At 68.8% G+C, this 25,772-nt stretch carries 24 protein-coding genes; 5 read left to right on the top strand and 19 right to left on the bottom strand.

Going from position 1 to position 25,772, the window contains the following annotated elements; translation table 11 throughout:
* Positions 1 to 45: 45 nt before the first annotated feature.
* Together ABEU20_RS02945 and ABEU20_RS02940 are read right to left on the bottom strand one after the other, a co-directional pair.
* Positions 46 to 1,821, bottom strand: coding sequence for a pyruvate dehydrogenase (locus tag ABEU20_RS02945; protein WP_420162868.1), 1,776 nt, complete (start codon positions 1,819 to 1,821; stop codon positions 46 to 48).
* A gap of 93 nt (positions 1,822 to 1,914) precedes the next feature.
* Positions 1,915 to 2,352 carry a nitroreductase family deazaflavin-dependent oxidoreductase gene (locus tag ABEU20_RS02940; protein ID WP_420162867.1) on the bottom strand — a complete coding sequence of 146 codons (438 nt, stop codon included), beginning with the start codon at positions 2,350 to 2,352 and terminating at the stop codon, positions 1,915 to 1,917.
* A gap of 161 nt (positions 2,353 to 2,513) precedes the next feature.
* Between ABEU20_RS02940 and ABEU20_RS02935 the strand changes: the two genes are divergently transcribed.
* Both ABEU20_RS02935 and ABEU20_RS02930 read left to right on the top strand, forming a co-directional pair.
* On the top strand, positions 2,514 to 2,759 hold the full coding sequence (locus ABEU20_RS02935; RefSeq protein ID WP_420162866.1) for a hypothetical protein: 246 nt from the start codon (positions 2,514 to 2,516) through the stop codon (positions 2,757 to 2,759).
* 151 nt (positions 2,760 to 2,910) lie between these two features.
* Positions 2,911 to 3,801, top strand: a complete 891-nt coding sequence (locus ABEU20_RS02930; protein WP_420162865.1) for a DUF5995 family protein — start codon at positions 2,911 to 2,913, stop codon at positions 3,799 to 3,801.
* Between the two features lie 18 nt (positions 3,802 to 3,819).
* Here the strand turns inward: ABEU20_RS02930 and dnaE are convergent, their stop codons facing one another.
* Both dnaE and rarD read right to left on the bottom strand, forming a co-directional pair.
* The gene (gene dnaE, locus ABEU20_RS02925; protein ID WP_420162864.1) at positions 3,820 to 7,356 is read right to left on the bottom strand and encodes a DNA polymerase III subunit alpha; all 3,537 of its coding nucleotides are present in this window, start codon (positions 7,354 to 7,356) and stop codon (positions 3,820 to 3,822) included.
* Between the two features lie 44 nt (positions 7,357 to 7,400).
* The gene (gene rarD / locus ABEU20_RS02920; protein ID WP_420162863.1) at positions 7,401 to 8,333 is read right to left on the bottom strand and encodes an EamA family transporter RarD; all 933 of its coding nucleotides are present in this window, start codon (positions 8,331 to 8,333) and stop codon (positions 7,401 to 7,403) included.
* A gap of 71 nt (positions 8,334 to 8,404) precedes the next feature.
* Here rarD and ABEU20_RS02915 point away from each other — a divergent pair, with 71 nt between their 5' ends.
* Positions 8,405 to 9,430 carry an alpha/beta hydrolase gene (locus ABEU20_RS02915; RefSeq protein WP_420162862.1) on the top strand — a complete coding sequence of 342 codons (1,026 nt, stop codon included), beginning with the start codon at positions 8,405 to 8,407 and terminating at the stop codon, positions 9,428 to 9,430.
* Positions 9,431 to 9,437: 7 nt separating this feature from the next.
* Here ABEU20_RS02915 and ABEU20_RS02910 read toward each other — a convergent pair whose 3' ends face one another.
* Genes ABEU20_RS02910 through lspA form a run of 4 tightly spaced genes read right to left on the bottom strand, consistent with a single transcriptional unit; the run spans position 9,438 to position 12,312 of the window.
* Positions 9,438 to 10,028, bottom strand: coding sequence for a chorismate mutase (locus ABEU20_RS02910; RefSeq protein ID WP_420162861.1), 591 nt, complete (start codon positions 10,026 to 10,028; stop codon positions 9,438 to 9,440).
* A gap of 58 nt (positions 10,029 to 10,086) precedes the next feature.
* The gene (locus ABEU20_RS02905) at positions 10,087 to 10,755 is read right to left on the bottom strand and encodes a hypothetical protein (protein ID WP_420162860.1); all 669 of its coding nucleotides are present in this window, start codon (positions 10,753 to 10,755) and stop codon (positions 10,087 to 10,089) included.
* Position 10,756: 1 nt separating this feature from the next.
* Positions 10,757 to 11,683, bottom strand: a complete 927-nt coding sequence (locus tag ABEU20_RS02900; RefSeq protein ID WP_420162859.1) for an RluA family pseudouridine synthase — start codon at positions 11,681 to 11,683, stop codon at positions 10,757 to 10,759.
* A complete protein-coding gene (lspA, locus tag ABEU20_RS02895; RefSeq protein ID WP_420162858.1) occupies positions 11,680 to 12,312 on the bottom strand; it encodes a signal peptidase II in 633 nt (210 codons plus the stop codon). The genes ABEU20_RS02900 and lspA overlap by 4 nt, the downstream gene beginning before the upstream one ends.
* Before the next feature lie 62 nt (positions 12,313 to 12,374).
* On the opposite strand from lspA, the gene ABEU20_RS02890 reads away from it, so the two are divergent.
* Both ABEU20_RS02890 and ABEU20_RS02885 read left to right on the top strand, forming a co-directional pair.
* Positions 12,375 to 13,325 (top strand): hypothetical protein, encoded by a 951-nt coding sequence (locus tag ABEU20_RS02890; RefSeq protein ID WP_420162857.1) that lies wholly within the window; start codon positions 12,375 to 12,377, stop codon positions 13,323 to 13,325.
* Positions 13,313 to 14,074: a hypothetical protein gene (locus ABEU20_RS02885; RefSeq protein WP_420162856.1), complete on the top strand. Its 762-nt coding sequence runs from the start codon at positions 13,313 to 13,315 to the stop codon at positions 14,072 to 14,074. Before ABEU20_RS02890 ends, ABEU20_RS02885 begins: the two co-directional genes overlap by 13 nt.
* 75 nt (positions 14,075 to 14,149) lie before the next feature.
* Here the strand turns inward: ABEU20_RS02885 and ABEU20_RS02880 are convergent, their stop codons facing one another.
* From ABEU20_RS02880 to ABEU20_RS02830, 11 genes are all read right to left on the bottom strand, one after another.
* Positions 14,150 to 14,623, bottom strand: coding sequence for a hypothetical protein (locus ABEU20_RS02880; RefSeq protein WP_420162855.1), 474 nt, complete (start codon positions 14,621 to 14,623; stop codon positions 14,150 to 14,152).
* A gap of 152 nt (positions 14,624 to 14,775) precedes the next feature.
* Entirely contained in the window at positions 14,776 to 16,119 is a 1,344-nt protein-coding gene (locus tag ABEU20_RS02875; RefSeq protein WP_420162854.1) for a DNA polymerase IV, read from the bottom strand.
* Positions 16,120 to 16,184: 65 nt separating this feature from the next.
* A complete protein-coding gene (ileS, locus tag ABEU20_RS02870) occupies positions 16,185 to 19,373 on the bottom strand; it encodes an isoleucine--tRNA ligase (protein WP_420162853.1) in 3,189 nt (1,062 codons plus the stop codon).
* A 246-nt stretch (positions 19,374 to 19,619) separates the two neighbouring features.
* Entirely contained in the window at positions 19,620 to 19,874 is a 255-nt protein-coding gene (locus ABEU20_RS02865) for a hypothetical protein (protein WP_420162852.1), read from the bottom strand.
* A 43-nt stretch (positions 19,875 to 19,917) separates the two neighbouring features.
* On the bottom strand, positions 19,918 to 20,778 hold the full coding sequence (gene wag31, locus ABEU20_RS02860; protein ID WP_420162851.1) for a DivIVA-like cell division protein Wag31: 861 nt from the start codon (positions 20,776 to 20,778) through the stop codon (positions 19,918 to 19,920).
* A gap of 114 nt (positions 20,779 to 20,892) precedes the next feature.
* The gene (locus ABEU20_RS02855) at positions 20,893 to 21,195 is read right to left on the bottom strand and encodes a YggT family protein (RefSeq protein ID WP_420162850.1); all 303 of its coding nucleotides are present in this window, start codon (positions 21,193 to 21,195) and stop codon (positions 20,893 to 20,895) included.
* A 118-nt stretch (positions 21,196 to 21,313) separates the two neighbouring features.
* Positions 21,314 to 21,901 (bottom strand): cell division protein SepF, encoded by a 588-nt coding sequence (locus tag ABEU20_RS02850; protein ID WP_420162849.1) that lies wholly within the window; start codon positions 21,899 to 21,901, stop codon positions 21,314 to 21,316.
* A gap of 97 nt (positions 21,902 to 21,998) precedes the next feature.
* Positions 21,999 to 22,727, bottom strand: coding sequence for a YggS family pyridoxal phosphate-dependent enzyme (locus ABEU20_RS02845; protein ID WP_420162848.1), 729 nt, complete (start codon positions 22,725 to 22,727; stop codon positions 21,999 to 22,001).
* Positions 22,728 to 22,749: 22 nt separating this feature from the next.
* Entirely contained in the window at positions 22,750 to 23,475 is a 726-nt protein-coding gene (pgeF, locus tag ABEU20_RS02840) for a peptidoglycan editing factor PgeF (RefSeq protein ID WP_420162847.1), read from the bottom strand.
* Positions 23,476 to 23,486: 11 nt separating this feature from the next.
* Complete coding sequence (ftsZ, locus tag ABEU20_RS02835) at positions 23,487 to 24,713, bottom strand: cell division protein FtsZ (RefSeq protein ID WP_420162846.1); 1,227 nt, start codon at positions 24,711 to 24,713, stop codon at positions 23,487 to 23,489.
* 226 nt (positions 24,714 to 24,939) lie between these two features.
* On the bottom strand, positions 24,940 to 25,671 hold the full coding sequence (locus ABEU20_RS02830) for a cell division protein FtsQ/DivIB (RefSeq protein WP_420162845.1): 732 nt from the start codon (positions 25,669 to 25,671) through the stop codon (positions 24,940 to 24,942).
* Positions 25,672 to 25,772 lie beyond the last annotated feature (101 nt).

The raw sequence follows: 25,772 nt of genomic DNA, 5'->3' as shown, positions 1-25,772 counted from the left end.
TTGCGCAACCGCCCCACCGATTGTCCGACTCGCCGTCCCGCGCCGTCAGCCCCGCGGCGAGAACTGTGACGGGCGGGGCACATTGCGCAGGTTCGACTTCGCCATCTGAACCGCTTCTGCCACACCGCCGTTCATCACCATCTTCGACATGGCCAGCGCGAAGCCGCGCACCTGGCCACCTGTGATCGAGGGCGGCAGCGACAGCGCATTCGGGTCGGTGACGATATCGACCAACGCCGGACCGTCGTGCTCGAACGCCTCCCGGAGTCCGGACTCGAGGTCGGCGGGATCCTCGATCCGGCGCCCGTGTAGCCCCAAAGCCGTTGCGACAGCGGCATAGTCGACAGATGGGACATCCACCCCGAAATCGGGCAGACCGTCGACCAGCATCTCGAGCTTGACCATGCCGAGCGTCGAGTTGTCGAACACGACGATCTTGACCGGCAGCTTGTACATCGCGACAGTGATCAGTTCACCCAGGAGCATCGACAATCCGCCGTCACCCGCCATCGCGACCGTCTGGCGGCCCGGCGCCGCGAACTGCGCGCCGATCGCGTGCGGCAGCGCGTTCGCCATCGACCCGTGTAGCGCCGAGGACAGGAACCGGCGACGACCGTTCGGCTCCAGGTAGCGCGCCGTCCACACGTTGCACATGCCGGTGTCCGCGGTGAAGATCGCGTCCTCGGCGGCGACGTCGTCGAGGATCGACGCCGCGTACTCGGGATGGATCGGGGTCCGCTGTTTCGCGGGCTCGGTGTACGCGCCGACCACCTTGGTCATGAGCTTCTCGTGCCGATCGAGGGACTTCTCCAGAAAGCTGCGGCTCGTCTTGCGCTCTACCAGCGGGGCGAGCGCGCGCAGCACGGAGCGGGTGTCGCCGTGGACCGGGAGGTCGACGCCGGTGCGTCGGCCGAGCGTCTCGGCCGTCACGTCGATCTGCGCGGTGCGCACGTCGTCGGGGAGGAACTGGTCGTACGGGAAGTCGGTGCCGATCAGAATCAGCAGGTCCGCGTCGTGGATGCCGTCGTGCGCGGCGCCGTAGCCGAGCAGCCCGGTCATGCCGACGTCGAACGGGTTGTCGTACTGGATCCATTCCTTGCCGCGCAGGGTGTGGCCGATCGGCGCGCCGATCGTGTCGGCGAGGGCGAGGAGTTCCTCCCGCGCGCCCCGCACCCCGGCGCCGGCGAAGATCGCGACCGCCGATGCCTCGTTGATCGCGTCCGCGAGGGCGCGCACGTCCGCGTCCGCCGGCACGAGCGAGGGTGCACCCGTCCGCGCCAACGGCGGGGGTGTGCCCTCGGCCGGCTCCTCGGCGATGTCACCGGGGAGGGTGATGACCGCGACGCCGGACTGCGCGATGGCGTGCTGCATCGCGCTCTGGACCACCCGCGGCGACTGCGCCGGCGTGCTGATCATCTCGGTGTATCGCGAACACTCGACGAACAGCCGGTCGGGGTGGGTCTCCTGGAAGTAGCTCATCCCGATCTGGGTGCTGGGGATGTGGGAGGCGATCGCGAGCACGGGCGCACCCGAGCGATTCGCGTCGTAGAGGCCGTTGATCAGGTGCAGGTTGCCCGGCCCGCACGATCCGGCGCACACGGCGAGCTCGCCGGTGACCTGCGCCTCGGCCGCCGCCGCGAACGCGGCGGCTTCCTCGTGCCGGACGTGGATCCAGTCGATGCCACCGGCCGACGAGCCACCGGTCCGGCGGACAGCGTCCACCACGGGATTGAGGCTGTCCCCGACGATCCCGTAGATGCGCCGCACCCCGGCCTCAACGAGCTGGGAAACCAATTGATCTGCAACAGTTTTCGCCGCCACGACGAGCCTCCGACCACGGTTCCGAATGGGTTGACCCTGCTTATCGCAGGCTACTCGGAACCGGGCCGGACGGCTGGGAGACGAGCCCCGCCGCTACTTCTGCGGGGTGAGAACGAAGACCGGGATCTGACGTTCGGTGCCCTGCTGGTACTTGGCGTAGTCCGGCCACGCCTCCACCGCACGCTCCCACCAGACGGCCTTCTCGTCGCCGGTGACCTCGCGCGCGATCATGTCCTGCTTGACGGGCCCGTCCTGGAGTTCGACGTGCGGGTCGGCGACGACGTTGTAGTACCAGACGGGATTCTTCGGGGCGCCGCCGAGCGAGGCGACGACCGCGTATTCCCCGTCGTGCTCGACACGCATCAGCGGGGTCTTGCGGAGCTTGCCCGACTTGGCGCCGACCGTGGTGAGGATGACGACGGGCTTGCCCTCCATCACCGTCCCTTCGGTACCGCCGGAGCGTTCGTAGAGGTCGACCTGGTCCGCTGCCCAGGACGAGGGGCTGGGTTCGTACTCACCGGTGAGAGGCATGCCCTCAAGTGAACACCGCCCACTTGATCTTGACCACCCGTTCGACCGGACGACGGGATTTCCGTCACACGACGGGGAATGTTCGCTGGACCGAACTTCTGTTCATCGGTACTCTGAACACATCGGCAGGCCGCCCCGAACTACGCGAGAGAGGTGTACGCATGACCACCGCTGCACTCCCCCGTCGCACCGGCACACCACCAGCCGCAACCGTCGACCTGGCGGGCACGGCCTGGCCGCTGTACAAGCTCGAGGCGCTCGCCGCGGGGCTCATCGTCTTCGTCCTCGTGCTCGCCGTGACGCAGGTGCTGCAGGCGGCCGTGCTGTCCGCGGCGGGCGTCGCCGTCGCCGTCTGGTGGGCGCGACGAATCACCCTCGGCCGGCGCTCTTCACAGCCGACTCCCTGAGGCTCCAGCCGACTCCCTGAGGCTCCCGCTCGAATCGACGTCGCAATTGCCCGAACCGCGGCATTCCGGCGCAGTCGGCACAGTGGATGCGGTGATGGGTGCTCTTCCGGGTCGGCAGGCGTGAACACCGTCGACCGCTTAGGCTCGGGCGATGCGCCTACGCCGCCTGTCCGCGCCCCTCGTCGCCGCCGGAGTCTCATTCGCGCTTCTCTCCCCCGGCCACGCCGGCGCGGCCGACGCCGCGGTGGCCACGGCCTGCGGAACGCCGTTGAGCGCGAGCGAGATCGAGGATGTCGTCGCGCTGAGCGACCTGTCCACCTCGGCAGGCACGGCCCTCCCGCATCTCGAGGAGGCTGTCGACCGACACCGCCGTATCACGGAGATCCTCGTTGCCCATCGGGACTGGCGTGGATTGTTCTCGGTCGGACTGAACGCCGTCGAGTACGAGGCCGTCCTACCGCTGCAACGTGATCCGGCGGCGCTCCCCGACCGCACGTGGTCGCCCGCGGTCAGTTACGACCTCCTGGCCCGCTATCTACGCAATATCCACGCCGAGTTCAGCGGCGCGCCGGTCGATCCCGCATGGTCCCACTACTTCGACTTGACGCGGCAGTGCTACGCGAGCCCTGCGCGTGTTGCCATGGCCGGCTACAACGCCCACCTCACCGTCGATCTCGCGCACGCGGTCGACACCAGCGCAACCCGCCCCGAGAACATCCCCGACTTCTACCGGATCGTCGATTCGATTGCTCTCAAGGGTGATTCGATCGTGACGATCACCGAGAGCCTGTACGGCGCCGACCTCGGTCCGCTGTGGCGGTTCTACTTCGTGGGCGAGGGCCTCGACCGCCTGGCCGGCAACGATCAACCGTCGCAAAGCTTGCTGCGCGCAGCCGACAGCGGCTACAACACCGTGACTCTCGCGAACGGGTTCGCCCTCCAGAACCCGCAACTGCGGCCGTCCACCGAACAGGAGATCGACGGCCTGTGGCGAGTGACGGACAGTGCCCTGCAGACACTGTCCGCCCTCGGCGGCCTCTGAGCGACCCGACGCCCGCCGTCAGCCGGCCAGGCAGCTCGGCCCGAGCAGAGCCTTCAAGTCACCCATCAGCGACGACGACGGCTCCACCCGGAGCACTTCGTCCACCTTCCACAGCGAGATGCCGCGCGACCCGATGAGTTTGACGTGCACGTCCGCAGTCCCCGGATGCCGCGACAGCACCTGGCGGAGCGCGCCGAGCTTCTCCTTGGTGCACTGCCGCACCGGCAGGCTCACCGCCACCGGCTTCGCCACGCCGATCGCCGAAAGATCGGGCACCGCAAGATCGTTCGCGATCAATGACACCCGGTCGTCGCGGATCGACACCCGCGCCTTGACCAGGACGACCGAGTCCTCGACGACGTCCATGCCGTACACCGAGTACGCCTGCGGGAAGAACAGCACCTCGATACCACCGGAGAGGTCCTCGAGCTGGGCGGACGCCCACGTCAGTCCGTTCTTGTTGATCCGGCGGTTGACCGACGCGAGGATGCCGCCGACGGTGACCTGGGTCCCGTCCTTGATGTCGCCCTCGAGAATCACCGGGATCGAGGTGTCGGACTGCGCGGCCAGCACGTGCTCGACACCGTTGAGCGGATGGCCGGACACGTACAGGCCGAGCATCTCCCGTTCGAGCGCGAGCTTGTGCTTGGAGTCCCACTCCTCGTCGGGCACCTTGACGTTGAAGACGGACGCGATCGACTCGTCGGCGTCGTCGCCGCCGAACAGATCGAACTGCCCCATGGCCTCGGCCTTCTTGGTGCCCATCACCGCGTCGATCGCGTCGGCGTGCACCAACATCAGACCCTTGCGCGGATGTCCGAGCGAGTCGAATCCGCCTGCCTTGATGAGGGATTCGGTGACCTTCTTCGAACACGCCAGCGCGTCGATCTTGTTGAGGTAGTCGGAGAAGTCGGTGAAGCTGCCCTTCTCCTCGCGCGCGGCGATGATGGACCCCACCACGTTGGCGCCGACGTTGCGCACGGCGCCGAGGCCGAACCGGATGTCCTCGCCCACCGAAGCGAAATCGACCCGTGACGCGTTCACGTCCGGCGGCAGCACCGTGATGCCCATCTTCCGGCAGTCCGACAGGTACACCGCGGCCTTGTCCTTGTCGTCGCCGACGGAGGTGAGCAGGCCCGCCATGTACTCGGACGGGTAGTTGGCCTTGAGGTACGCGGTCCAGAAGGAGACGAGGCCGTAGCCGGCGGCGTGCGACTTGTTGAACGCGTAGCCGGCGAACGGGAGGACGGTGTCCCACAGTGCGGTGATGGCGGCCTGCGAGAAGCCGTTGTTCCTCATTCCGTCGGCGAAGCCGTCGTAGGCCTCGTCGAGGATCTCCTTCTTCTTCTTACCCATCGCGCGGCGGAGCAGGTCGGCCTGTCCGAGCGAGTACCCGGCCACCTTCTGAGCGATCTGCATGATCTGCTCCTGGTAGACGATCAGACCGAAGGTGTCCTTGAGGATGTCCTTCAGCGGCTCCTCGAGCTCCGGGTGGATCGGCTTGACGTCCTGCCGCCCGTTCTTGCGGTCGGCGTAGTCGTTGTGCGCGTTCATGCCCATCGGACCCGGGCGGTACAGCGCGAGGACGGCGACGATGTCCTCGAAACCCGTGGGCTGCATGCGCCGCAGCAGGTCGCGCATCGCGCTGCCGTCGAGCTGGAACACGCCGAGCGTGTCGCCGCGGGCGAGCAGCTCGTAGGTGGCGGGATCCTCGATCGGCAGGGTGTCGAGATCGATGTCGACGCCGCGGTTGGCCTTGATGTTCTCGATCGCGTCACCGATGACCGTGAGGTTGCGCAGACCGAGGAAGTCCATCTTCAACAGGCCGATGGCCTCGCACGACGGGTAGTCCCACCCGGTGATGATCGCGCCGTCCTGGGCACGCCTCCACACCGGGATCGCGTCGGTGAGCGGCTCCGACGACATGATGACCGCGCAGGCGTGCACGCCGGCGTTGCGGATCAGGCCCTCGAGACCCTTCGCGGTCTGGTAGATCTTCGCGACGTCGGGGTTGGAGTCGATGAGGGCACGGACCTCGACGGCCTCCTTGTACCGCTCGTGCTCGGGGTCGGTGATACCCGACACCGAGATGTCCTTCGCCATGATCGGCGGCGGCAGCGCCTTGGTGATCTGGTCGGCGATCGCGAAACCGGGCTGGCCGAACTGGACTCGCGCCGAGTCCTTGATGGCGGCCTTCGTCTTGATGGTGCCGAAGGTGATGACCTGAGCGACCTTGTCGCTGCCCCACTTCTCGGTGGCGTAGCGGACCATCTCGCCGCGCCGGCGATCGTCGAAGTCGATATCGATATCGGGCATCGACACGCGCTCGGGGTTGAGGAACCGCTCGAACAGCAGGCCGTGCGGAATCGGGTCGATGTTGGTGATGCCCATCGCGTACGCGACCAGCGAACCGGCCGCCGAGCCTCGGCCGGGGCCGACGCGGATGCCGACCTCGCGGGCATGATTGATGAGGTCACCGACGACGAGGAAGTAGGCGGGGAAGCCCATCTCGTTGATGACGCCGATCTCGTAGTCGGCGCGCTCGAGGTACTCCTGCGGCGGACCGGACGGGAACCGCCGGTCGAGGCCCCGCAGCACCTCGTGGCGCAGGTACGTCTGCTGCGTGTGCCCCTCGGGAACCGGAAAGATCGGCATGCGGTCGCGGTGCTGCCACACGTCCTCGTACGGCTGCACCCGCTCGCCGATGAGCATCGTGTTGTCGCACGCATCGGGGACCTCGGCATCCCAGATGGCCCGCATCTCCGCGGCCGACTTGAGGTAGTAGCCGTCGCCGTCGAACTTGAACCGCGTGGGATCCGACAGCGTCTTGCCCGTCTGGATGCAGAGCAGCGCCTCGTGGTTCTCGGCCGCGTCCTTGGTGACGTAGTGGCAGTCGTTGGTGGCGATGGGCGGGATGCCGAGTTGTTTGCCGATGTCGATCAGGCCCTCGCGGACCCGTCGTTCGATCGACAGCCCGTGATCCATCAGCTCGAGGAAGAAATTGTCCTTGCCCCAGATCTCCTGCCACTTGGCGGCCGCCTCGAGCGCCTCCCGGTCGTGACCGAGACGCAGGCGTGTCTGGATCTCGCCCGACGGGCACCCCGTCGTGGCGATGATGCCCTCGGCGTGAGTCGCGATGAGTTCCTCGTCCATGCGCGGCCACTTGCCGAGCTGCCCCTCGATGGACGCGAGCGACGACAGCTTGAACAGGTTCCGCAGGCCCGTGGAATTCTCGGCGACCATCGTCATGTGCGTGTAGGCGCCGCTGCCGGAGACGTCGTCGGACTTCTGGCCGGGATCGCCCCACAGGACGCGCTTGGTGTTGAACCGCGACTCCGGCGCGACGTACGCCTCGATACCGATGATCGGCTTGATGCCGTGCTTCTTGGCGACGTTGTAGAACTCGCTGGCGCCGTACATGTTGCCGTGGTCGGTCATGCCGACGGCGGTCATACCGAGACGTTCGGCTTCCTTGAACAGCGGGCCGACTTTTGCCGCACCGTCGAGCATCGAGTACTCGGTGTGGTTGTGCAGGTGAACGAACGAGTCAGCCACGCGTGCCTCTCTGTAATTCGGTATATCTCAGGCAAGCCCAGAGTCTATGCCCTCTCACCGACGGCCCCGGGCACCAGTGACGCCGCCCTGCGCGTCCGCCGAGCACGGGCGAGCGCGTCCGTGGTGAACACCACCAGCGCGACCCAGATCAGGGCGAATCCGACCCACCGCGACGGCGGCATCACCTCGTGCATGACCACCACTCCCCACACCATCTGCAGGGCCGGGGTCAGGTACTGCAGCAGGCCCAGCGTCGTCAGCGGAATGCGCTGCGCGGCCACCCCGAACAGCAACAGCGGCGCGGCGGTGACCGGACCGGCCGCCACGAGCAGCAGGCTGTGACCGACACCGTTGCCGAGGAACGAGCCGGTGCCGGAGATCACGAGCACGACGAGGTAGGCGATCGCGAACGGCGCCGCGACGAGCCCCTCCGCGGTGAGGCTGGTCCGCGGGTCCAGCGGAACCACCTTCTTGATCACCCCGTACAACGCGAACGACAGCGCGAGCGTCAGCGCGACGAACGGCGGCCGCCCGTAGTCGACGGTGATGATCACCACCGCGATCGCGGCCAGCACCAGCGCCGCGATCTGGGCTGCACGAATCTTCTCGCGGAAGACGAGCACCCCGATCAGCACGCTCACGAGCGGATTGACGAAGTAGCCGAGCGCGGCCTCGACGACGTTGCCGGATACGACGGCGTAGATGTAGACACCCCAGTTGATCGCGATCGCGACCGTCGCCGCCGTCACCAGCCCCCAGGTCCGCGCCGACAGGCCGCGCAGCGAGCCCAGCTTGCCGAGGAGCAGCAGGACGGCGAGCATCAGCAGGACGGTCCACACCATCCGGTGCGCCAAAACCTCGAGGGAACCGGCGGGATCGAGGAGGCCGAAGAAGATCGGGAACATTCCCCACATCAGGTAGGCGCCGAACCCCGCCGCGAGTCCGGTGGAGTCCTCGGTTCGAGCCTGCGGTGTCACGCATGCCGACGATAGCCCCCGGGCTACTGTGACACGTCACACGTCGACCCATCCGAATCGAGGAGGACCCCGTGACGATCGGCGACCGCAGGCTGCGACGGATCCTGGGAGCACTCGTCCTGCTCGCCGGTGGTGTCGCGGCGTTCGTCACCAGTCCGTGGCCCGGTGCGATGCTCGTGCGCCGAGTCTTCGACCGGGACGCGGGAAGGACCACCGCGGCCATGCGCAGGCACGCTCCCGGCGGAGTCGCCTCGATCACCGCGCAGCAGTACCGCGACGGCGACTCCGACGCGTACCTCGACGTCTACTTCCCCGCCGAACTGTCGGGCACCGGGCAGGCGCTGCCGACGGTCGTCTGGACGCACGGCGGGGCCTGGATCTCGGGGCACCGGACGAACCACGCGACCTACTACGAACTGATCGCCGCCGCAGGATTCACCGTCGTCTCGCTCGACTACTCGGTGGGCCCCGAGCACCGGTATCCGACCGCCGTCGAGCAACTCCGCGACGCCCACGCGTACATCCTCGCGAACGCCGAGCGCCTCCATGTCGATCCGAGGCGCATCGTGCTGGCCGGGGATTCGGCGGGAGCGCAGCTGTCGAGCCAGCTCGCGGTGATCGCGACCAACCCCGCCTACGCCCGGGCGATCGGGATCGAGACGGCGCTGCGTCCCGAGCACCTGCGCGGCATCGTGTTGAACTGCGGCATCTACGACGTACCGAACATGGTCGGCGGCCCGGGCGTCATCGGCTGGGGCACCACCGAGTCGATCTGGGCCTACACCGGCACCAAGGACGTCACGAAAGCGGAATCGGTGACGCAGATGTCGACGCTGCACCATGTCACCGAGGCGTTTCCGCCCACCTTCGTCTCGGGCGGCAACGCGGACGGGCTCACCGAGAAGCAGTCCAAGGCCCTCGCGACGAAGCTGACGGGCCTGGGGGTGGACGTGACAGCGCTCTTCTATCCCGCCGACCATCTGCCGGCGTTGGCCCACGAATACCAGTTCGTCCTCGACAACGCCGACGGCCGGAACGCGCTGGACCGGACGATCGAGTTCCTGCGCAAGCACACGGTCGCCGATCCCCCGAGCTGACGGCCGGTCAGCCGCACACCGACCGCAGTGCCCGCGCCAGACCCGCCTGATGCAGCACGTCGGGTCGCCCCGACGCGACGACGTCCGCCGCACCCTCGAGAAGATCCGGCAGGCACCCCGGGCCGGCGAGCACGCGCCGGTGCGCGCTCATCTGCGCGACGATCTCGACGTTCAGGCGATCCAGCACCGGCCGTACGCTCGCCAGGTCGGGCCGCGGCTCCGGCACCGCCTGGGGCACGGCGCTCCAGTAGGCGAAGAGGCCGCGCTGGACGTCCTTGCTCGCCTCGATCTGATCGCGGAAGACCTGCTCGACCCGCGACGGGTCCAGGTTCTCGCGTCGGCCCTGCTCCGCGACGGCGCGCAGCACCTCGGCCTCCCGGGCCGGATCGTCGATCGGCTTGCCGGTCCCCCATTTGGCGGCGGCGACCGCGTCGGCCGTCGACAGACGTTCGGCGACAGCGCTCACCAAAGGACCCAGCTGGGTCGGAGTCACCGACGATCCGGTCGACCAGGTCCCCGCGGTCGCGGTCCCGGCCGACGACATCGTCGCCGCCACGGCGCACGCGGTGAGCAGGACGGTCAACGCTCTTCTCGGCACGTTCGACATTGTGCCGTCGCCCACGCACGGCCGGACGGATTCCGGCGGCACGGGCGCGTCAGCCGAGGGCCGGCACCGGCCCGTCGTCCGGCCCGGGAACGACCGAGGTGGACTGCGTCGGCAACAGCGGGTTGACCGAGAACGCGCCGGCGACAGCGTCACCCGGCAGCGCCTCCACGGCCCTCACGCCCGGCGCCGCCGCGAGCGTGCGCAACCGGTCGAGCGAACCCCGCACCGTCGCCCCCACGACGCACGCGCAGTCCTCGGACAGTCGCTCCGCAGAGTAGGCGGCGACCTGTGAGCCGCGATCGTGCCCGACGATTCCCGCCTGCAGGCGGGCCGCCGCGACCGACGGCGCGCGGCGCACCGCGATGTCGTTGTCGGGGACCGGAACCGCGACGATCGGCGTCTGCACGCGCTCGACCGGCACCCGGAACAACACCTGGGAGATCCGCAGGTCTGCCGCGGCGTCCAGCAGTACCGATGTCGTCACCGGCGCGTCGAACGACACCAGCGCCCACCGATCCTCGACGGTGTCGGCGGACGGCGAGTCGGCGAGCGACGCGCCGGCCCGCTCCAGGTACGACGCGACCAGCTCACCCGACTCGGGCCCCAGCGCGTCGGTCCCCACCCGCCCCGGCTGCGGCGGATTCGCCACACCGAGAGCGACGACGACGACCGCCAGTGCGGCCGTCGCAGCGACGGCCGGCCACGTGCGCGAATTCATCTCACGCGCCCCGCAGAACTCCGAGCGCGTGCTGCAGATCCTTGGGGTAGTCGCTCGTGATCTCGACCCAGTGCCCGTCGGCCGGGTGCGCGAACCCCAGTGATCGGGCGTGCAACCACTGCCGCTCGAGCCCGAGACGCTCCGCCAGACGCGGGTCGGCGCCGTACGTGAGGTCACCGCAGCACGGGTGCCGCAGCGCCGAGAAATGCACGCGGATCTGGTGGGTGCGACCGGTCTCGAGGTGGATGTCGAGCAGGCTCGCCGCCTGGAACGCCTCGACGGTGTCGTAGTGCGTGATGCTCGGCTTGCCGTCCGCTGTCACCGCGAACTTCCAGTCGTTGCTGCGGTGGCGTCCGATGGGCGCGTCGATCGTGCCGCTGCTCGGATCGGGATGCCCCTGCACCAGCGCGTGGTAGCGCTTGTCGATGGTGCGCTGCTTGAACGCCCGCTTGAGCACGGTGTAGGCGCGCTCGGACGTCGCGACGACCATCACGCCGGACGTGCCGACGTCGAGCCGGTGCACGATGCCCTGACGCTCGTGCGCGCCCGACGTCGAGATCCGGAACCCGGCGGCCGCGAGACCACCGATCACCGTGGGGCCGGTCCAGCCGACGCTCGCGTGTGCCGCGACGCCCACCGGCTTGTCGACCGCGACGACGTCGTCGTCCGCGTAGAGGATCTCCATGCCCTCGACCGGCTCGGCCTCGATGGTGAGCGGGCGGGGCGGCTCCGGCAGTTCCACCTCGAGCCACGTGCCGGCCGCGAGCCGATCCGACTTGCCGGCGGCGGAGCCGTCGACGACGACGGCGCCTTCCTCCGCGAGCGTGGCCACCGCGGTGCGCGAGAGTCCGAGGAGCCGCGCGAGGCCGGCGTCGACGCGCATGCCGTCGAGCCCGTCGGGCACCGGCATCGATCGTGTCTCCCTCATTCCGCATCTCCCTTCCGCGAGACCTTGTCGCCACTGGGTTCGATGCCGAACAACGTGAGCGCGACCAACAGGACGGCGCCGCAGACGATCGACGAGTCCGCGACGTTGAAGACGGGCCACCAGCCGACCGAGACGAAGTCCACGACGTGGCCCTGCAGCGGGCCCGGCGACCGGAAGATCCGGTCGATCAGGTTGCCGAGCGCACCGCCGAGTACCAGGCCCAGGCCCAGGGCCCACCACGGGGACCGCAGCGTGCGCCCGATCCTGATGACGCCGACCACGACGCCGACCGCGACGAGCGTCAGCAGCCACGTCATGCCCGTCGCCATCGAGAACGCGGCGCCCGGGTTGCGGATGAGCGTCAGCGTGACCGTGTCGCCGATGATGCGGACCGGATCCCTCGGGTCGATCAGCGCGACCGCCAGCACCTTCGTCAGCAGGTCCAGCGCGAGCACCACGATCGCGATGACCACGAGCATCCGCATGCGCCGGGGCCGCGACGACGCGGTGTCGCGGCCGGAATCGGCGGGCGGCACGGCGGCGTCACCGGGGTCGGGGACGGGTGGTTCGGGAATCGGTTCACCTTTCACGGCGCCGTCGTCGCTGTCGGTGCGGTCGTCACTCACCACGCCATCATCCCTTACGCGGGAGACAGACCGGTCATGCCACCCGCGCCGACTAACCTGTTGGCGTGCCAGTTGCGTCGAAAGTCTTCCGTTCGGGAACCGTGCTCGTCGCGGCAACCCTCTCCCTCACCCTCCTCACCGCGTGCGGCAACGGCGGCGAGGCAGCACCCGTCAGCCCCGACGCGGTCGGGGCCGCTTCCGACGAGGTCACCGTCCCCGTGACGGCCGCCACGACCGAGATCGTCGACGCCGGTGCGGAACCCCGGGCGGTGGTGCGGTTCCGGCCCGCGCAGGGCACCCGCCAGGAAGCGCGGCTCGTCACGACGGCGTCGGTGCAGCAACAGATCGACGAACAGGCCCCCCAGGACGTCTCCAGCCCCGTCCTGACGATGCCGCTGACGGCTCTCGTCACGCAGGGCGCCTCGGACAGCACGGGGGCGACGACCGTCGACCTGACGCTCGGCGAACTCAGCACCCCCGACGAGGCCACCGACGAGGCGCTCGCACCCGCTACCGGCTCGCACGCCGGGTTCACGATGAACCTGTCGGGCGCGATCACGGCGCTGCGACTGCGCCCCGACCCCGACGCTCAGAACAAGGCGCGGGCGATGATCGAGCAGGCCTTCTACCAGGCCGTCTATCGCACGGTCGCGTTCCCGGAGCAGCCCATCGGCGTGGGCGCCGAGTGGAAGATCCGCCAGCAGGTCATGGGAGCCGTCGCCGTCGACCAGGTCACGACTGCGAAGCTCGTCGCCCGTGACGGCAACCGCCTCACCGTCGACGTCCTGGTGGAGCAGACGCCCACCTCCGCGGTCTTCCAGCTGCCGAACGGCGCGGGCGCCCTGAACGTCGACTCGTTCGCGCTGCGCGGCGAAGGCAACGTCGTCATCGACCTGAGCGTGCCGTTGCCCGTCGCCGGCGCGATCTCCGCCGAGGGCAGCCAGTCCTTCAGCGATCCCTCGGACACGATGCATCTGCGCCAGATCACGAGCGAGCGGGTCGAGTGGGCCGGCTGACGCGGGTCGCGGTCGCGGTCACCGCGATCGCGGTGACCGGTGGGCTCGTGGCGTGCGGATCGTCCGAACCGGAGTCGGGGTCCGCGTCCGGAACCGGTTCGACGTCCGCGCCTTCCGACCTCGGCCCGGTGGTGACCGCACCGGCCCAGCCGGCGACCGGCCCGATCACCGACCCTGCCGCACTGCGTGCCGCGCTGCTCACCGCACCCGACCTGCCCGTCGGCTTCGTCGCCCTGCCTACCGCCGCCAACCCCGACGACCCGGCCGACGAGGCCCCCGCGCAGCCGGCGACCAACCCCACCCGGTGCGCGAACGTGCTGGACACGATCGCCCGTCAAGCGCGCGGAGCGGCGGCCGATGCCGAGTCCAACTTCTCGGGCCCCGGCTTCACGAGTATCGACGTCGACGCCGCGAGCTTCCCCGGAACCGGTGCGGCCGAGGCCTTCTCGACCGTGCAGACCACGATGCGGGCGTGCACCGCCTACACCGGCACCGACAGCGAGGGGGTAGCGGTCGACTATCGCGTAGAACCGCTCGCGATGCCCGCGGTCGGTGACGCCTCCACCGCAATCCGCCTCGTCACCACCAGCGACGGGTTCTCGCTGGTGTCCGACGCCGTGGTCGCGGTCGTCGATTCGACGGTGGTGCAGGTGGTGGCGACCGGCCCCGACCCGATCGACGGTGGCGTCCTCGACGGACTCGCCCGTGCCGCCACCGAGCGGATCCACGCGGCTGCGCCGACCGGCTGACGAAACGCGGCCGGACACACCGATGCTGGCGTCACCGTGAGGTGGCGCCGGCATCGGTTCTTCGTTCGTGAGCGACTACGCGGGGCAGGCCGGCGAGGTCAGCTGAGCCATCGTCACGAGCTGGCACGCGTACGACTTCGACATCTTCCACACGCCGTCCTCGGCGACGAAGTCGACCGTGGCGGGGTTGTTCTGGCCGTTGATGACCAGCTCGACACCGGCGGTGACGGTGTCGTCACCGGTCGGGGTCACGTCGACGACGTTGATGGTGGCGCCGGCGTCCTTGGCGGCCTTGGCGACCTGGTTGATCAGCTCGGGATCGGCCTCGGCGCCCTGCACCAGCTGCGCCTTCTGCTCGACCGGGATGCTCTCGTCGAAGGCCGTGGCCAACGCCGCGTTGAGTTCGGCGGGCGTCGGCGGAGCGAGCGTCGGCGTGGCCGCCGCGGTCGTGGTCGTCTGCTGCGCCGTGGTGCGCTCGCTGCTCCCGCTGTCGTCCGAGCAGGCCGTCATGGTCAGAGCAGCGGCGATCGCCACACCGGCAATGGTCATCTTCCGGAGCTTCAAGTGCTTGTCCTTTACATTCTCGGTCGAACACATTCGGTCGAACACGGTTCGGGCTTGGCCGGGTGCTCGGGCACAGTGACCGCCCACCCCAGCTGTCACGCACGTTCACAGCAACAATACCGGCGGTGAGGCCGACCTCACGCCAGGCTGTCGATCACGTCCGCGACGACCAGATCACAATCGGCGTCCTCGAATGTACGTGACGGCCCCCGTCCCGTGCTGCGCGTCTCGAATCGCACCGTCACCACGCCGTGGCCCGCGCCCTGCACCCAGCCGTGCCCGTACTCCGGATGCGCCACGTCCATCCCGGGCCGCCAGCGCACCGTCGTCTCCGGCTCGTCGTCGCCGATCGAGTCGTCCTCGGCTTCTTCGTCTTCCACCGGCGTCACCTGGTCGAGCTCCGGGAACAGCGACCCCTGGCTCACCGCCGACAGGCCACCGAAGCCGACCCCGACGAGTCGGATCGGACCGAGTTCGAGAGGGTCGATCGCCTGTCGTTGCGCGGTGGCGGTGAGGACCTGCAGATCCGTCGTCGCATACGGCAACGTGAGCGATCGCGTGACGATGCTCATGTCCGACTTACGGAGCTTGAGCACCACGGTGCGCGCGGCCCGCCCGTCCCGTTCCAGCCGGCGGTGCGCCGACGCGGCGCTGGCGTCGACCGCGCGCCGCAACGCGGCCAGCGTGACGATGTCCTCGGCGAACGTGGTCTCCGCGCTCACCTGCTTGGCATCGGCGCGCTCGGCGACCGGGCGGTCGTCGATCCCCCGCGCCAGGCGGTGCAGGCCCGGTCCGATCGTCCCGCCGAGCACGGACACCACCTCGGCGTCGGGGAGCGCCGCGAGCGCGCCGATCGTGTCGATCCCGAGCCGCTTGAGCTTCTCCTCCGCCACGGGCCCGACACCCCACAGCTTCCGCACCGGCAGCGCATACATCAACTGCTGCTGGGCGTCCGGGGAGACGACGGTGATCCCGTTCGGCTTCGCGAGGCCCGACGCGATCTTCGCCACCTGCTTGCCGGTGCCCGCACCGATCGACGCGACCAGTCCGGTCTCCGCCAGCACGAGCGCCCGCAACTCCTCGCAGTAGCGCTCCACCTCCGCCTTGCCGGCCCCCACCAGCTCGGCCGGCTCACCGAATGCCTCGTCCATCGAAAGCTGCTCGAGCACAGGCATCTTCACACGCAGTGCATCGAACACCTGTCGACTCACGTGCCCGTACAGGGTGCCGCGCGGCGGCAGCACGACGGCGGCCGGGCCCACCAACCGCCGCGCCTGGTGCATCGGCATCGCCGAGTGCGCCCCGTACACCCGTGCCTCGTAGCTGGCACCGGCGACCACGCCCCGGCCGCCCAGGCCGCCGACGAGCACGGGGCGTCCGCGCAACGTCGGACGGGTCAACTGCTCGACGGACGCGAAGAACGCGTCCATGTCGAGGTGCAGGACCCACCGGCGGCTGCGGGTGGGATCGGCGGAAACCATGCCTGAAAACTACGCTGGGCGGACGACAGGAAGCCCCGTCGTCCGCCCGGAGCGCTGCCGGCCGATCAGGCCTTGACGATCACGGCACGGACACCCTCGCCGAGTTCGACGACGGCGTCGCCGCCGACCTCACCGATCACGAGCGTCGTCGCGAGGATCTCGCCCGCGATCAGCTCGCGGTGACGCGTCGCCCATTCCAGACGCTCGGCCGGCACCTCCAGCGTGACCGAGATGCGATCGGAGACATCGAGTCCCGCATTCCGGCGCGCGTCCTGCAGCTCGCGGATGCGGTCCTTGGCCCAGCCCTCGGCCTCGAGTTCCTCGGTGACCTGCGAATCCAGGACGACCAGGCCGGCACCGTCCGGCAGGGCCGCCGTCGACTCGGGCTCGGCCGCGACGAGGCGCTGGGTGTACTCGGACGGCAGCAGCTCGATGCCCGAGTCAGGAGCGGAGCCTGCAGCGCCCCCCGGCCACACCGTCACCACGCCGTCCTTCTCGGACCAGTCACCGGCCTTGACCGCCTTGATGACCGTCTGCACGTCCTTGCCCAGACGCGGACCCGCGGCACGCGCGTTGACGACCAACTCGAAGCGGCCGTGCACGTCGACGTCCTCGGTGAGGTCGACCTTCTTGACGTTGACCTCGTCGGCGATCAGGCCCAGGTACGGGCGCATCTTCTCGGCGTCCGGCGCCGCCACCGTCACCTCGGGCAGCGGCAGGCGCACGCGCAGGTTCTGCGCCTTGCGCAAACCGAGCACCGTCGAACACACGCTACGGACGTCGTCCATCGCGGCGACCAACTCGGCATCGGCCGGCAACTCGGTCGCGGACGGCCAGTCCGTCAGGTGCACCGACCGGCCACCTGTCAGTCCGCGCCAGATCACCTCCGACGCCATCGGCAGCAGCGGCGCCGCCAGCCGCGTGACCACCTCGAGCACGGTGTGCAGCGTGTCGATCGCGTCGCGGTCCTCGTCCCAGAACCGGCTGCGCGAACGGCGCACGTACCAGTTGGTGAGGGCGTCGCAGAACGTGCGCAGCTCGTCGCACGCCCCCGCGATGTCGGTGACATCGAGAGCGTCGGTGATCGCGTCGCGCGTGGCCGCGAGCTTCGCGAGGATGTACTTGTCGAGCACGTTCGGCGAATCCGTCCGCCACTGCCCCGGCTTCGACGCGTACAGCTGCAGGAAGCTCCACGCGTTCCACAGTGGCAGCAGCGCCTGACGCACACCCTCACGGATGCCCTGTTCGGTGACGATCAGGTTGCCGCCGCGCAGGATCGGCGACGACATCAGGAACCACCGCATGGCGTCCGAGCCGTCGCGGTCGAACACCTCCTTGACGTCCGGGTAGTTGCCCTTGGACTTGCTCATCTTGAGGCCGTCGTCGCCGAGGACGATGCCGTGCGCCGCAACGCACTTGAACGCCGGACGGTCGAACAGCGCGGTCGCCAGCACGTGCAGCGTGTAGAACCAACCGCGAGTCTGGCCGTTGTACTCGACGATGAAGTCGCCCGGGTAGTGCGAGTCGAACCAGTCCCGGTTCTCGAACGGGTAGTGCACCTGCGCATACGGCATCGAGCCCGACTCGAACCAGCAGTCGAGGACCTCGGGCACGCGGCGCATCATCGACTTGCCGGTCGGGTCGTCCGGGTTCGGGCGGACCAGGTCGTCGATCATCGGACGGTGCAGATCCGTCGGGCGCACCCCGAAGTCGGCCTCGAGCTGATCCAGCGAACCGTAGACGTCGACGCGCGGGTACGACGGATCGTCCGACACCCACACCGGGATCGGGCTGCCCCAGTAGCGGTTACGGCTGATGTTCCAGTCGCGCGCACCCTCGAGCCACTTGCCGAACTGGCCGTCCTTGATGTGCTCCGGCACCCAGGTGATCTCCTGGTTGAGCTCGACCATCCGGTCGCGGAACTTGGTGACCGCGACGAACCACGACGGCACCGCCATGTAGATCAGCGGCTGACCCGAGCGCCAGCTGTGCGGGTACGAATGCTCGATCGTCTCGTGCCGCAACAGCTTTCCGGCGGCCTTGAGGTCCTTGATGATGACCGGGTTGGCGTCGAAAACCTGCAGGCCCTCGTACGGCGGGACCATCGAGGTGAACTTGCCGCCCGGATCCAGCGGCTGCACGATCTCGATACCGTTCGCCGTCGCGACGTCCATGTCCTCCTCACCGAAAGCCGGTGCGAGGTGGACGATTCCGGTGCCGGACTCGGTGGTGACGTAGTCCGCCGACAGCACCCGGTGCGCGTTCTCGTGACCCTTGCCCGGGCCGTGGAAGAAGTCGAAGGGCGGGGTGTAGCCGAGCCCGACCAGATCGGCACCCTTGTACTCGCCGAGCACCTCGGGCGCCTCGCCCAGCTCGCGAGCGTAGTGCGCGACGCGAGCGGCCGCGAGGAGGTAGGTCTTGCCGTCGGCGCCGGCGACGTGCACGTAGTCGACGTCGGGGTGGACGGCGATCGCGAGGTTGGACGGCAGCGTCCACGGCGTCGTCGTCCAGATCAGGGCGTTCGCACCGTCGAGGTCGTTGCCCGGAGCGGTGATCACCATGTCGACGGTGACCGCGGGGTCCTGACGCATCTTGTACGCGTCGTCGAGCCGGGTCTCCTGGTTCGACAGCGGGGTCTGCTCGTACCAGCTGTACGGCAGCACCCGGAAGCCCTGATAGATCAGGCCCTTGTCGTAGAGCTCCTTGAACGCCCACATCACGGACTCCATGAAGTCCAGATCGAGGGTCTTGTAGTCGTTGTCGAAGTCGACCCACCGCGCCTGCCGGGTGACGTAGTCGCGCCACTCGTCGGTGTAGCGCAGGACCGACTGCTTGCAGTAGGCGTTGAACTCCGCGAGACCCATCGCATCGATCTGCGACTTGTCCTTGATGCCGAGCTGCTTCTCCGCCTCCAGTTCGGCGGGCAGGCCGTGGCAGTCCCAGCCGAAGCGACGGTCGACCTTCTTGCCGCGCATCGTCTGGAAACGCGGTACGACGTCCTTGACGTAGCCGGTGAGCAGGTGGCCGTAGTGCGGCAGGCCGTTCGCGAACGGCGGGCCGTCGTAGAACACGAAATCCTCGGCACCGTCGCGGTTCTCGATGCTGGCTTGGAAGGTGTCGTCCGCCGCCCAGGCCGCGAGCACCTTCTGCTCGAGGTCGGGGAACGACACCGAACCGGTCGAGCGTCCGCCGACGATGTCGACGCGCGGGTACCCGTCGTTCGTCTGGGGAGAGGTGGATTCGTTACTGGTCACCGCTTGGCTCCTCGTGCCCTACTACCGGCACGGGGACGACGACGACGCCCGGTGCGCCGTGACCGCGGTACCACCCCGCTTGCCCGCCGCGCGTGCGCGGCGAACCTCTCCAACTGAGCTGTGACGGGCCCACCCGTTCGGTTCTAGTGAGCCGGGGCCCGATGGTGCACGCAGCACACCGGGCATCGGCCGTTCTTCCGAAGGCTCCCCGGTGATGGCCGGATCGACGCCGAATGTTCGTTCAGTCTAACCCTGTGCGGAATCGCTCCCGGAATCACCGTGGTCGGGTAGCCCCTGCTGTCCGGTCTCGCCGGGCAGACTCTCCGACCCGGCCTGGCCGGGCACCGCCTTCCTGCTCGCCAACGCGCTGACGAGCAGAAGGACGGCGCCTGCGACGCAGACCAGAATGCAACCCCACGCCCAGATGACGGAACCCGTCATCAGGGCGATCACCAGCAGCCCGAAGCCGGCCGCGGCGAGGACCAACGTCATGACCAGCACGATTCACCCCCTGCTCGGGAGCCGGCCGGGCGTCGGCTCGGGGTCAGTTGCTTCCCTTGGCGTACGACTGGAAGCCCGCCTGCGCGCCCGGACCGAACGTATCCTGGCCGCCGTCGACCGGAACGGCCGATCCGCGCTGCTCGAGCTCCTCGAGCTGCGACTCCAGGTACGACTTGAGGCGCACCCGGTACTCGCGCTCGAACGTCTTCAGCTGTTCGATGCGGCCCTCGAGGACCGACCGCTGCTGGTTGATCGTCGCCATGATCTCGGTGTGCTTCTTCTCGGCGTCCGCCTGCAACGCGTCGGCCTTCTCCTTGGCCTGACGCAGCTGCGTCTCGGAGCGAGTCTGCGCGTCGGACAGCAGCGACTCCGACTTCTGCTTGGCGTCGGAGACCATCGTCTCGGACTTTTGCTTCGCGTCGGCAACCATCGTCTCCGACTTGGAGCGCGCATCCGTCACCAGACGCTCGGAGTTGGTGCGAGCATCGCTGAGCAGCTGCTCGGCCTCGGTCTTGGCATCGCCGGTGAGGCGGTCGGCCATCTCCTGCGCCAGACCCAGCACCTTCGCGGCCTGCATGTTGGCGTCCTCACGCGGCGCAGCGGCGGGAGCCGGTGCGGGCGCGGGCGCCGGCTTCGGCGGCTCGACGACGCGAACCGGCTCCGGCTCGGGCGCCGGAGCGGGGGCAGCGGCCGCCGCGGGACGCGGGGCCTTCTTGGCCTCGGCCAGCTCCTGGTCGAGCTCGCCGACACGCTGACGGAGATCTGCGTTCTCCTCGATGAGTCGCGACAGCTCCTGCTCGACCAGATCGAGGAAGGCGTCTACCTCGTCCTCGTTGTAGCCACGCTTCCCGATCGGAGGCTTGCTGAACGCGACGTTGTGCACATCAGCTGGAGTCAGCGGCATGGAAGGATCCCTTCACGCGTCATTTGGCGGTCTAGCACGCATTCGGTTCTAGCGCATTGCGCGTACTCGTTAACCATTTCGTTACCAGTCACACTGTAACTGCGGGCCATTCTGTCACACGAAACCTGCGGGTGACGCCAGTCCTGCGACCACCTGCATGAGGATGAAGAGCAGGAACAGCAGCACCATGATCGACAGATCGAGCCGGACCCCACCGAGCGAGATCGGGGGGATCAGGCGGCGCAGAAGCTTCACCGGCGGGTCGGTGATCGTGAAGATCGTCTCGAGGACGACGACGACGAAACCCGTCGGACGCCACTCACGAGCGAAGACTCTGATGAACTCGACGATGATCCGCCCGATGAGCAACAACCAGAAGATGAACAGGATCACGTAGATCACCGAGAACACGGCCACACCTTCACTCTGCCTGACGGGAACCAGTCGATCAAAACCATTCGGGTAGCCGAGTCGCGCGTCACAATCGCGCGAAGCGACCGGCCGGGTCACACGAGCCGGCCGACCGCGCCCGGGGTCACTTCTGGTTGTAGAAGCCGGTCTCCGCGATCCGACGCCGCTCCTCCGCCGAAACGTCGATGTCGGCGGGCGACAGCAGGAACACCTTGGTGGCGACCTTGTCGAAGGATCCGCGCAGCGCGAATGCGAGGCCGGCTGCGAAGTCGACCAGACGCTTGGCGTCGGCGTTGCTCATCTCGACCAGGTCCATGATCACCGGCGAGCCGTCGCGGAACCGCTCACCGATCGTGCGGGCCTCGCCGTAGTCGCGCGGACGCAGCGTCGTGATCTTGGACAGCGGACCGCTCTCGTCGAGCGTCGACCGGCGACTTTCGACGCGATCGATCCGCGGGTCGACGGCGAGGGCACCGCGGGTCGGGCGCGGGGCGCCACCACGCGGGGCGATCGACTCGACGCGCTGATGAGACGGCCGGGGTGCGGGCTCGTAGCGATCGAAGTCGCTGTCGACCTCGTCGCGGCGTGCCGACGCGTAACCCGGTTCCGCGTATTCGCGACGGCCCTGACCGGGCTCGTCGATGTAGTCGTCCTCGAAATCCTCGAGGGGAACCATGCCGAAGTAAGCCTTGAACTTGTGCAGGCTGCTCATTGATCGACCTTCCTGGGCGCGGCGGACTGATACTGGCTAATCCTGCGGTCGACCGCAGAGATCCGGGTGTGGCTGGTGTTCCGTATGTGACTGGTGATCATTTCGAGACTATCGGTCGAGAGCCGAGCAGCGCAGTTCCGACACGCACGCACGTCGATCCGTGACGGACGGCGGCCTCCAGGTCTCCGGTCATCCCGGCCGAGAGAGTTCGCGCACCCGGGTGCACCCGCATCAGGTCGGCGTGCACCTCGCGCAACTGCGCGAAGGCGGCATCGGGGTCGGCGCCCAGCGGCGGCACTGCCATCAGTCCGCCCAGTTCGAGACCTCGCGCGGACGCGACCTCGTCGGCCAGGGCGTCGAGGTCCGTGACGGAAACGCCGCCCCGCGTCGGATCGCCGTCCAGACTCACCTGGATCAGCGCCTCGACCGGGCGCGAGCGCTCCCCCGCATCCAGCGCGGCGGAGACGGCCCCCGACAGCGCATCCGTGAGACGGCTGCTGTCGAGCGAGTGGACCGTGTCGGCCCAGCGCACCACGGACTTCACCTTGTTCCGCTGGAGGCGGCCGATCATGTGCCAGTGCACGGGTTCGGTCACATCCGGGTCGGCAGAGAAATCCGCAACCTTCGTGCCGGCCTCCGGTTCCCGAGACTCACCGAACGCCCTGCATCCGAGGTCGTACAGGATCCGAACATCCGAGGCCGGGAAGAACTTCGTCACCGGCAGCAGGTCGACCTCGGCCGACTCCCGCTCCGCGTCGCGGCACGCCGCATCCAGCCTGGCGCGCACACGCGTCAGGGCCGACGCGACTTCCTCGTGCCTACCCATCCCGACAGTCAACTCTCCTCCGTCACTCGAGCCCGGACGGATCCATCCAGATCACTGCGGCCAGTCGGCCGGTCGGTGCGCCGCGGCGGTGGCTGAACAGAGTCGGGTCCTCGATCGTGCAACGCGGGTCCTCCGCGACGCCCGAGATCCCCGCAGCGAGCAGCTGGCGGCGCAGTCCCGCCCGCAGATCGAGCCCGGGTGTCCCCTTCGCGGTCCGCGTCGCACTGCCCGGGAGGAACTTCTCCACGTCGGCCTGCATCGCGGCGGGCACCTCGTACTGGCGACCGCTGGCCGCGGGCCCGAGGAAGGCACCGATCCGCTCGGGGCGCGCGCCCTGCTCGATCATCGCGCCGATCACCTTGGGAACGATCCCGATGCGGGCGCCGATCCGGCCTGCGTGCACCGCCGCGATCACTCCCGCCTCGTCGTCCGACAGCAGGATCGGCACACAGTCGGCACTCAGCGTGACCAGGGCCAGGCCCGGCACCTTCGTCACGAGGGCGTCCGTGGCCGGCACGGGTCCGTCGACCGGCCCGTCGACCACGGTCACGTTGCGACTGTGGATCTGTTCCATCCAGACCAGGCGCTCGAACGGTAGCCCGATCCCCTCGGCGAGCCGACGCCGATTCGCCTCGACCGCCGCGGGATCGTCACCGACGTGGTCGCCGAGGTTGAACGATTCGTAGGGCGCCGCCGACACCCCGCCGGATCGACTGGTGACGACCCGACGGACGCGAACACCCGTCACAGCTGCCCCGCTCAACGGCGCATGAAGGAAGGCACGTCGACGTCGTCGTCCTCGCCGTCCTCGTTGCCGACCGGCATTGCACGCGACCCGGCGGACCCGAGCGGCGGGAGACTGGAACCGCCGGTCGGCGTGCCGACCGGCTCACGCGGAGCGGCCGGAGCCGGCTCGGCGGGCGCGGCCGGGGGCGCAGGCGCTGCCGCACGATCGGACTGTCCGACCTCACCGGCGCGACCGGCGCCGATGTTGCCGCGGCCGATCGCGGACTGGACCTCGAGCGGACGCTTCACGGGAGCGCCGCCGTCGAAGCCCGCCGCGATGACGGTGACCCGCACCTCGTCGCCGAGCGAATCGTCGATGACCGTGCCGAAGATGATGTTGGCGTCGATGTGCGCGGCCTCCTGGACCAGCGACGCGGCCTCGTTGATCTCGAACAGGCCCAGATCCGAGCCGCCCGCGATCGACAGCAGCACGCCCCGCGCACCCTCCATCGACGCCTCGAGCAGAGGCGAATTGATCGCCGTCTCCGCCGCCTTGATCGACCGGCCCTCGCCCCGCGAAGAGCCGATGCCCATGAGCGCGCTACCGGCGCCGGACATGACGCTCTTGACGTCCGCGAAGTCGACGTTGATCAGACCCGGGGTGGTGATCAGGTCGGTGATGCCCTGGACACCGTTCAGGAGAACCTCGTCGGCGCTGCGGAACGCGTCCATCAGGCTCACCGCCGCGTCGCCGAGCTGGAGCAGGCGGTCGTTGGGAATGACGATCAGCGTGTCGCAGGACTCACGCAGCGCGGCGATGCCGGACTCGGCCTGGCCGCCACGACGCTTGCCCTCGAACGAGAACGGGCGAGTGACGACACCGATGGTGAGCGCGCCGAGCTTGCGCGCGATGCTCGCGACGACGGGCGCGCCACCGGTTCCGGTGCCACCACCCTCGCCTGCCGTGACGAAGACCATGTCCGCGCCCTTGAGCACTTCCTCGATCTCGTCCTTGTGATCCTCGGCGGCCTTGCGGCCGACCTCGGGATCGGCGCCGGCGCCGAGGCCGCGGGTCAGTTCGCGTCCGACATCGAGCTTGACGTCGGCGTCGGACATCAGCAGAGCCTGCGCGTCGGTGTTGACCGCGATGAACTCGACTCCCTTGAGTCCCTGCTCGATCATGCGGTTGACCGCGTTGACGCCGCCGCCGCCGATACCGACGACCTTGATTACGGCGAGGTAGTTGTGCGGGGGCGTCATGGGCTCTCGCCTTCCGTGAGTGGGTTTCGCGCTCGTACTAAGGGGTGATTGCCGGAAAACCCTCAACCTCAACCACAGGGTCAAGGTTATGTCAAGTAGTCCCTCGGAGCGAAACGCTATGCAGTGCCACAGCGATCCGCCAGCAGGCGCGCCGACACGCGCCAAGTTTTTGCGGGGCGTGGTTGCCCCTGACCCCGATCGCGGCGTGCGCTCCCGGGATCACCCATCACTTTACTGTGGGCAACTCGGGACTCGACACGTCGAAGATCCGGCCGGGCTGCGTCAACAGCACGGACACCACCGCCGACTTCCTCTCGGAGTCCTCGGCACTGCCCCACACCACGACACGTCCGTCCACAAGAGTAGCCGAGACACTCGAAATCGTCGGCGCGGCAACCTCGGCGACCTGGAACCGCACCGACTCCGGCAGCACCTCGAGCACGTCGAGGGCGGCCTGGGTCGCATGGTCGTCGCGCCCCGGCGTCGGTGTCACCAGGCGCACCACACCGAACGGTGGCGGCTCGATCGCGAAATCCACCCCGGTGTCGTCCATCAGGTGGGTGCCTTCCGGGGAATCGAAGAACACCACCGGAATCCGTTCGGTGACCGACACTTCGACGGTCGACGGGTACTCCCGCCGCACTCTCGCCTCGGCGACCCGCGGTATGCCCGCGACCCGCTGCGCGGCGGCAGCCGTGTCGACCCGCAGCAACGGCGTACCCTGCTCGATCCCGGCCTGCGCCAGCACTTCTTCCGATGTCAGCACACCGTCACCGACGAAGGTGACTGTGTGGACGGACATCAGTGGGCTGAACCACAGCGTCGCCGCCAACGCGCCGATCAACACGGTCGCCACCCCGCCGATCAGGAAGACCTTGCGGCGCAACGACCTGGCGCGGGCCCGGTCCGCTGATCCGCGGCCGGCCCGGTCCGTCGGCTCGGGCGCATCGACCAGCACAGACGACTCCCGGGAAACCTGTTCACCAGGCCGGGTGCGGACACGGCGGTCCCGCCTCGCGTCGGGCCTCCCGTCCCGGGACCGCCGCCGACGATCCGAGG

Source organism: Rhodococcus parequi, assembly GCF_046042785.1.
Classification (GTDB): domain Bacteria; phylum Actinomycetota; class Actinomycetes; order Mycobacteriales; family Mycobacteriaceae; genus Prescottella; species Prescottella parequi.
Note: the sequence above shows the minus strand (reverse complement) of the source record. Positions and strands in the feature narration are given on the sequence as shown.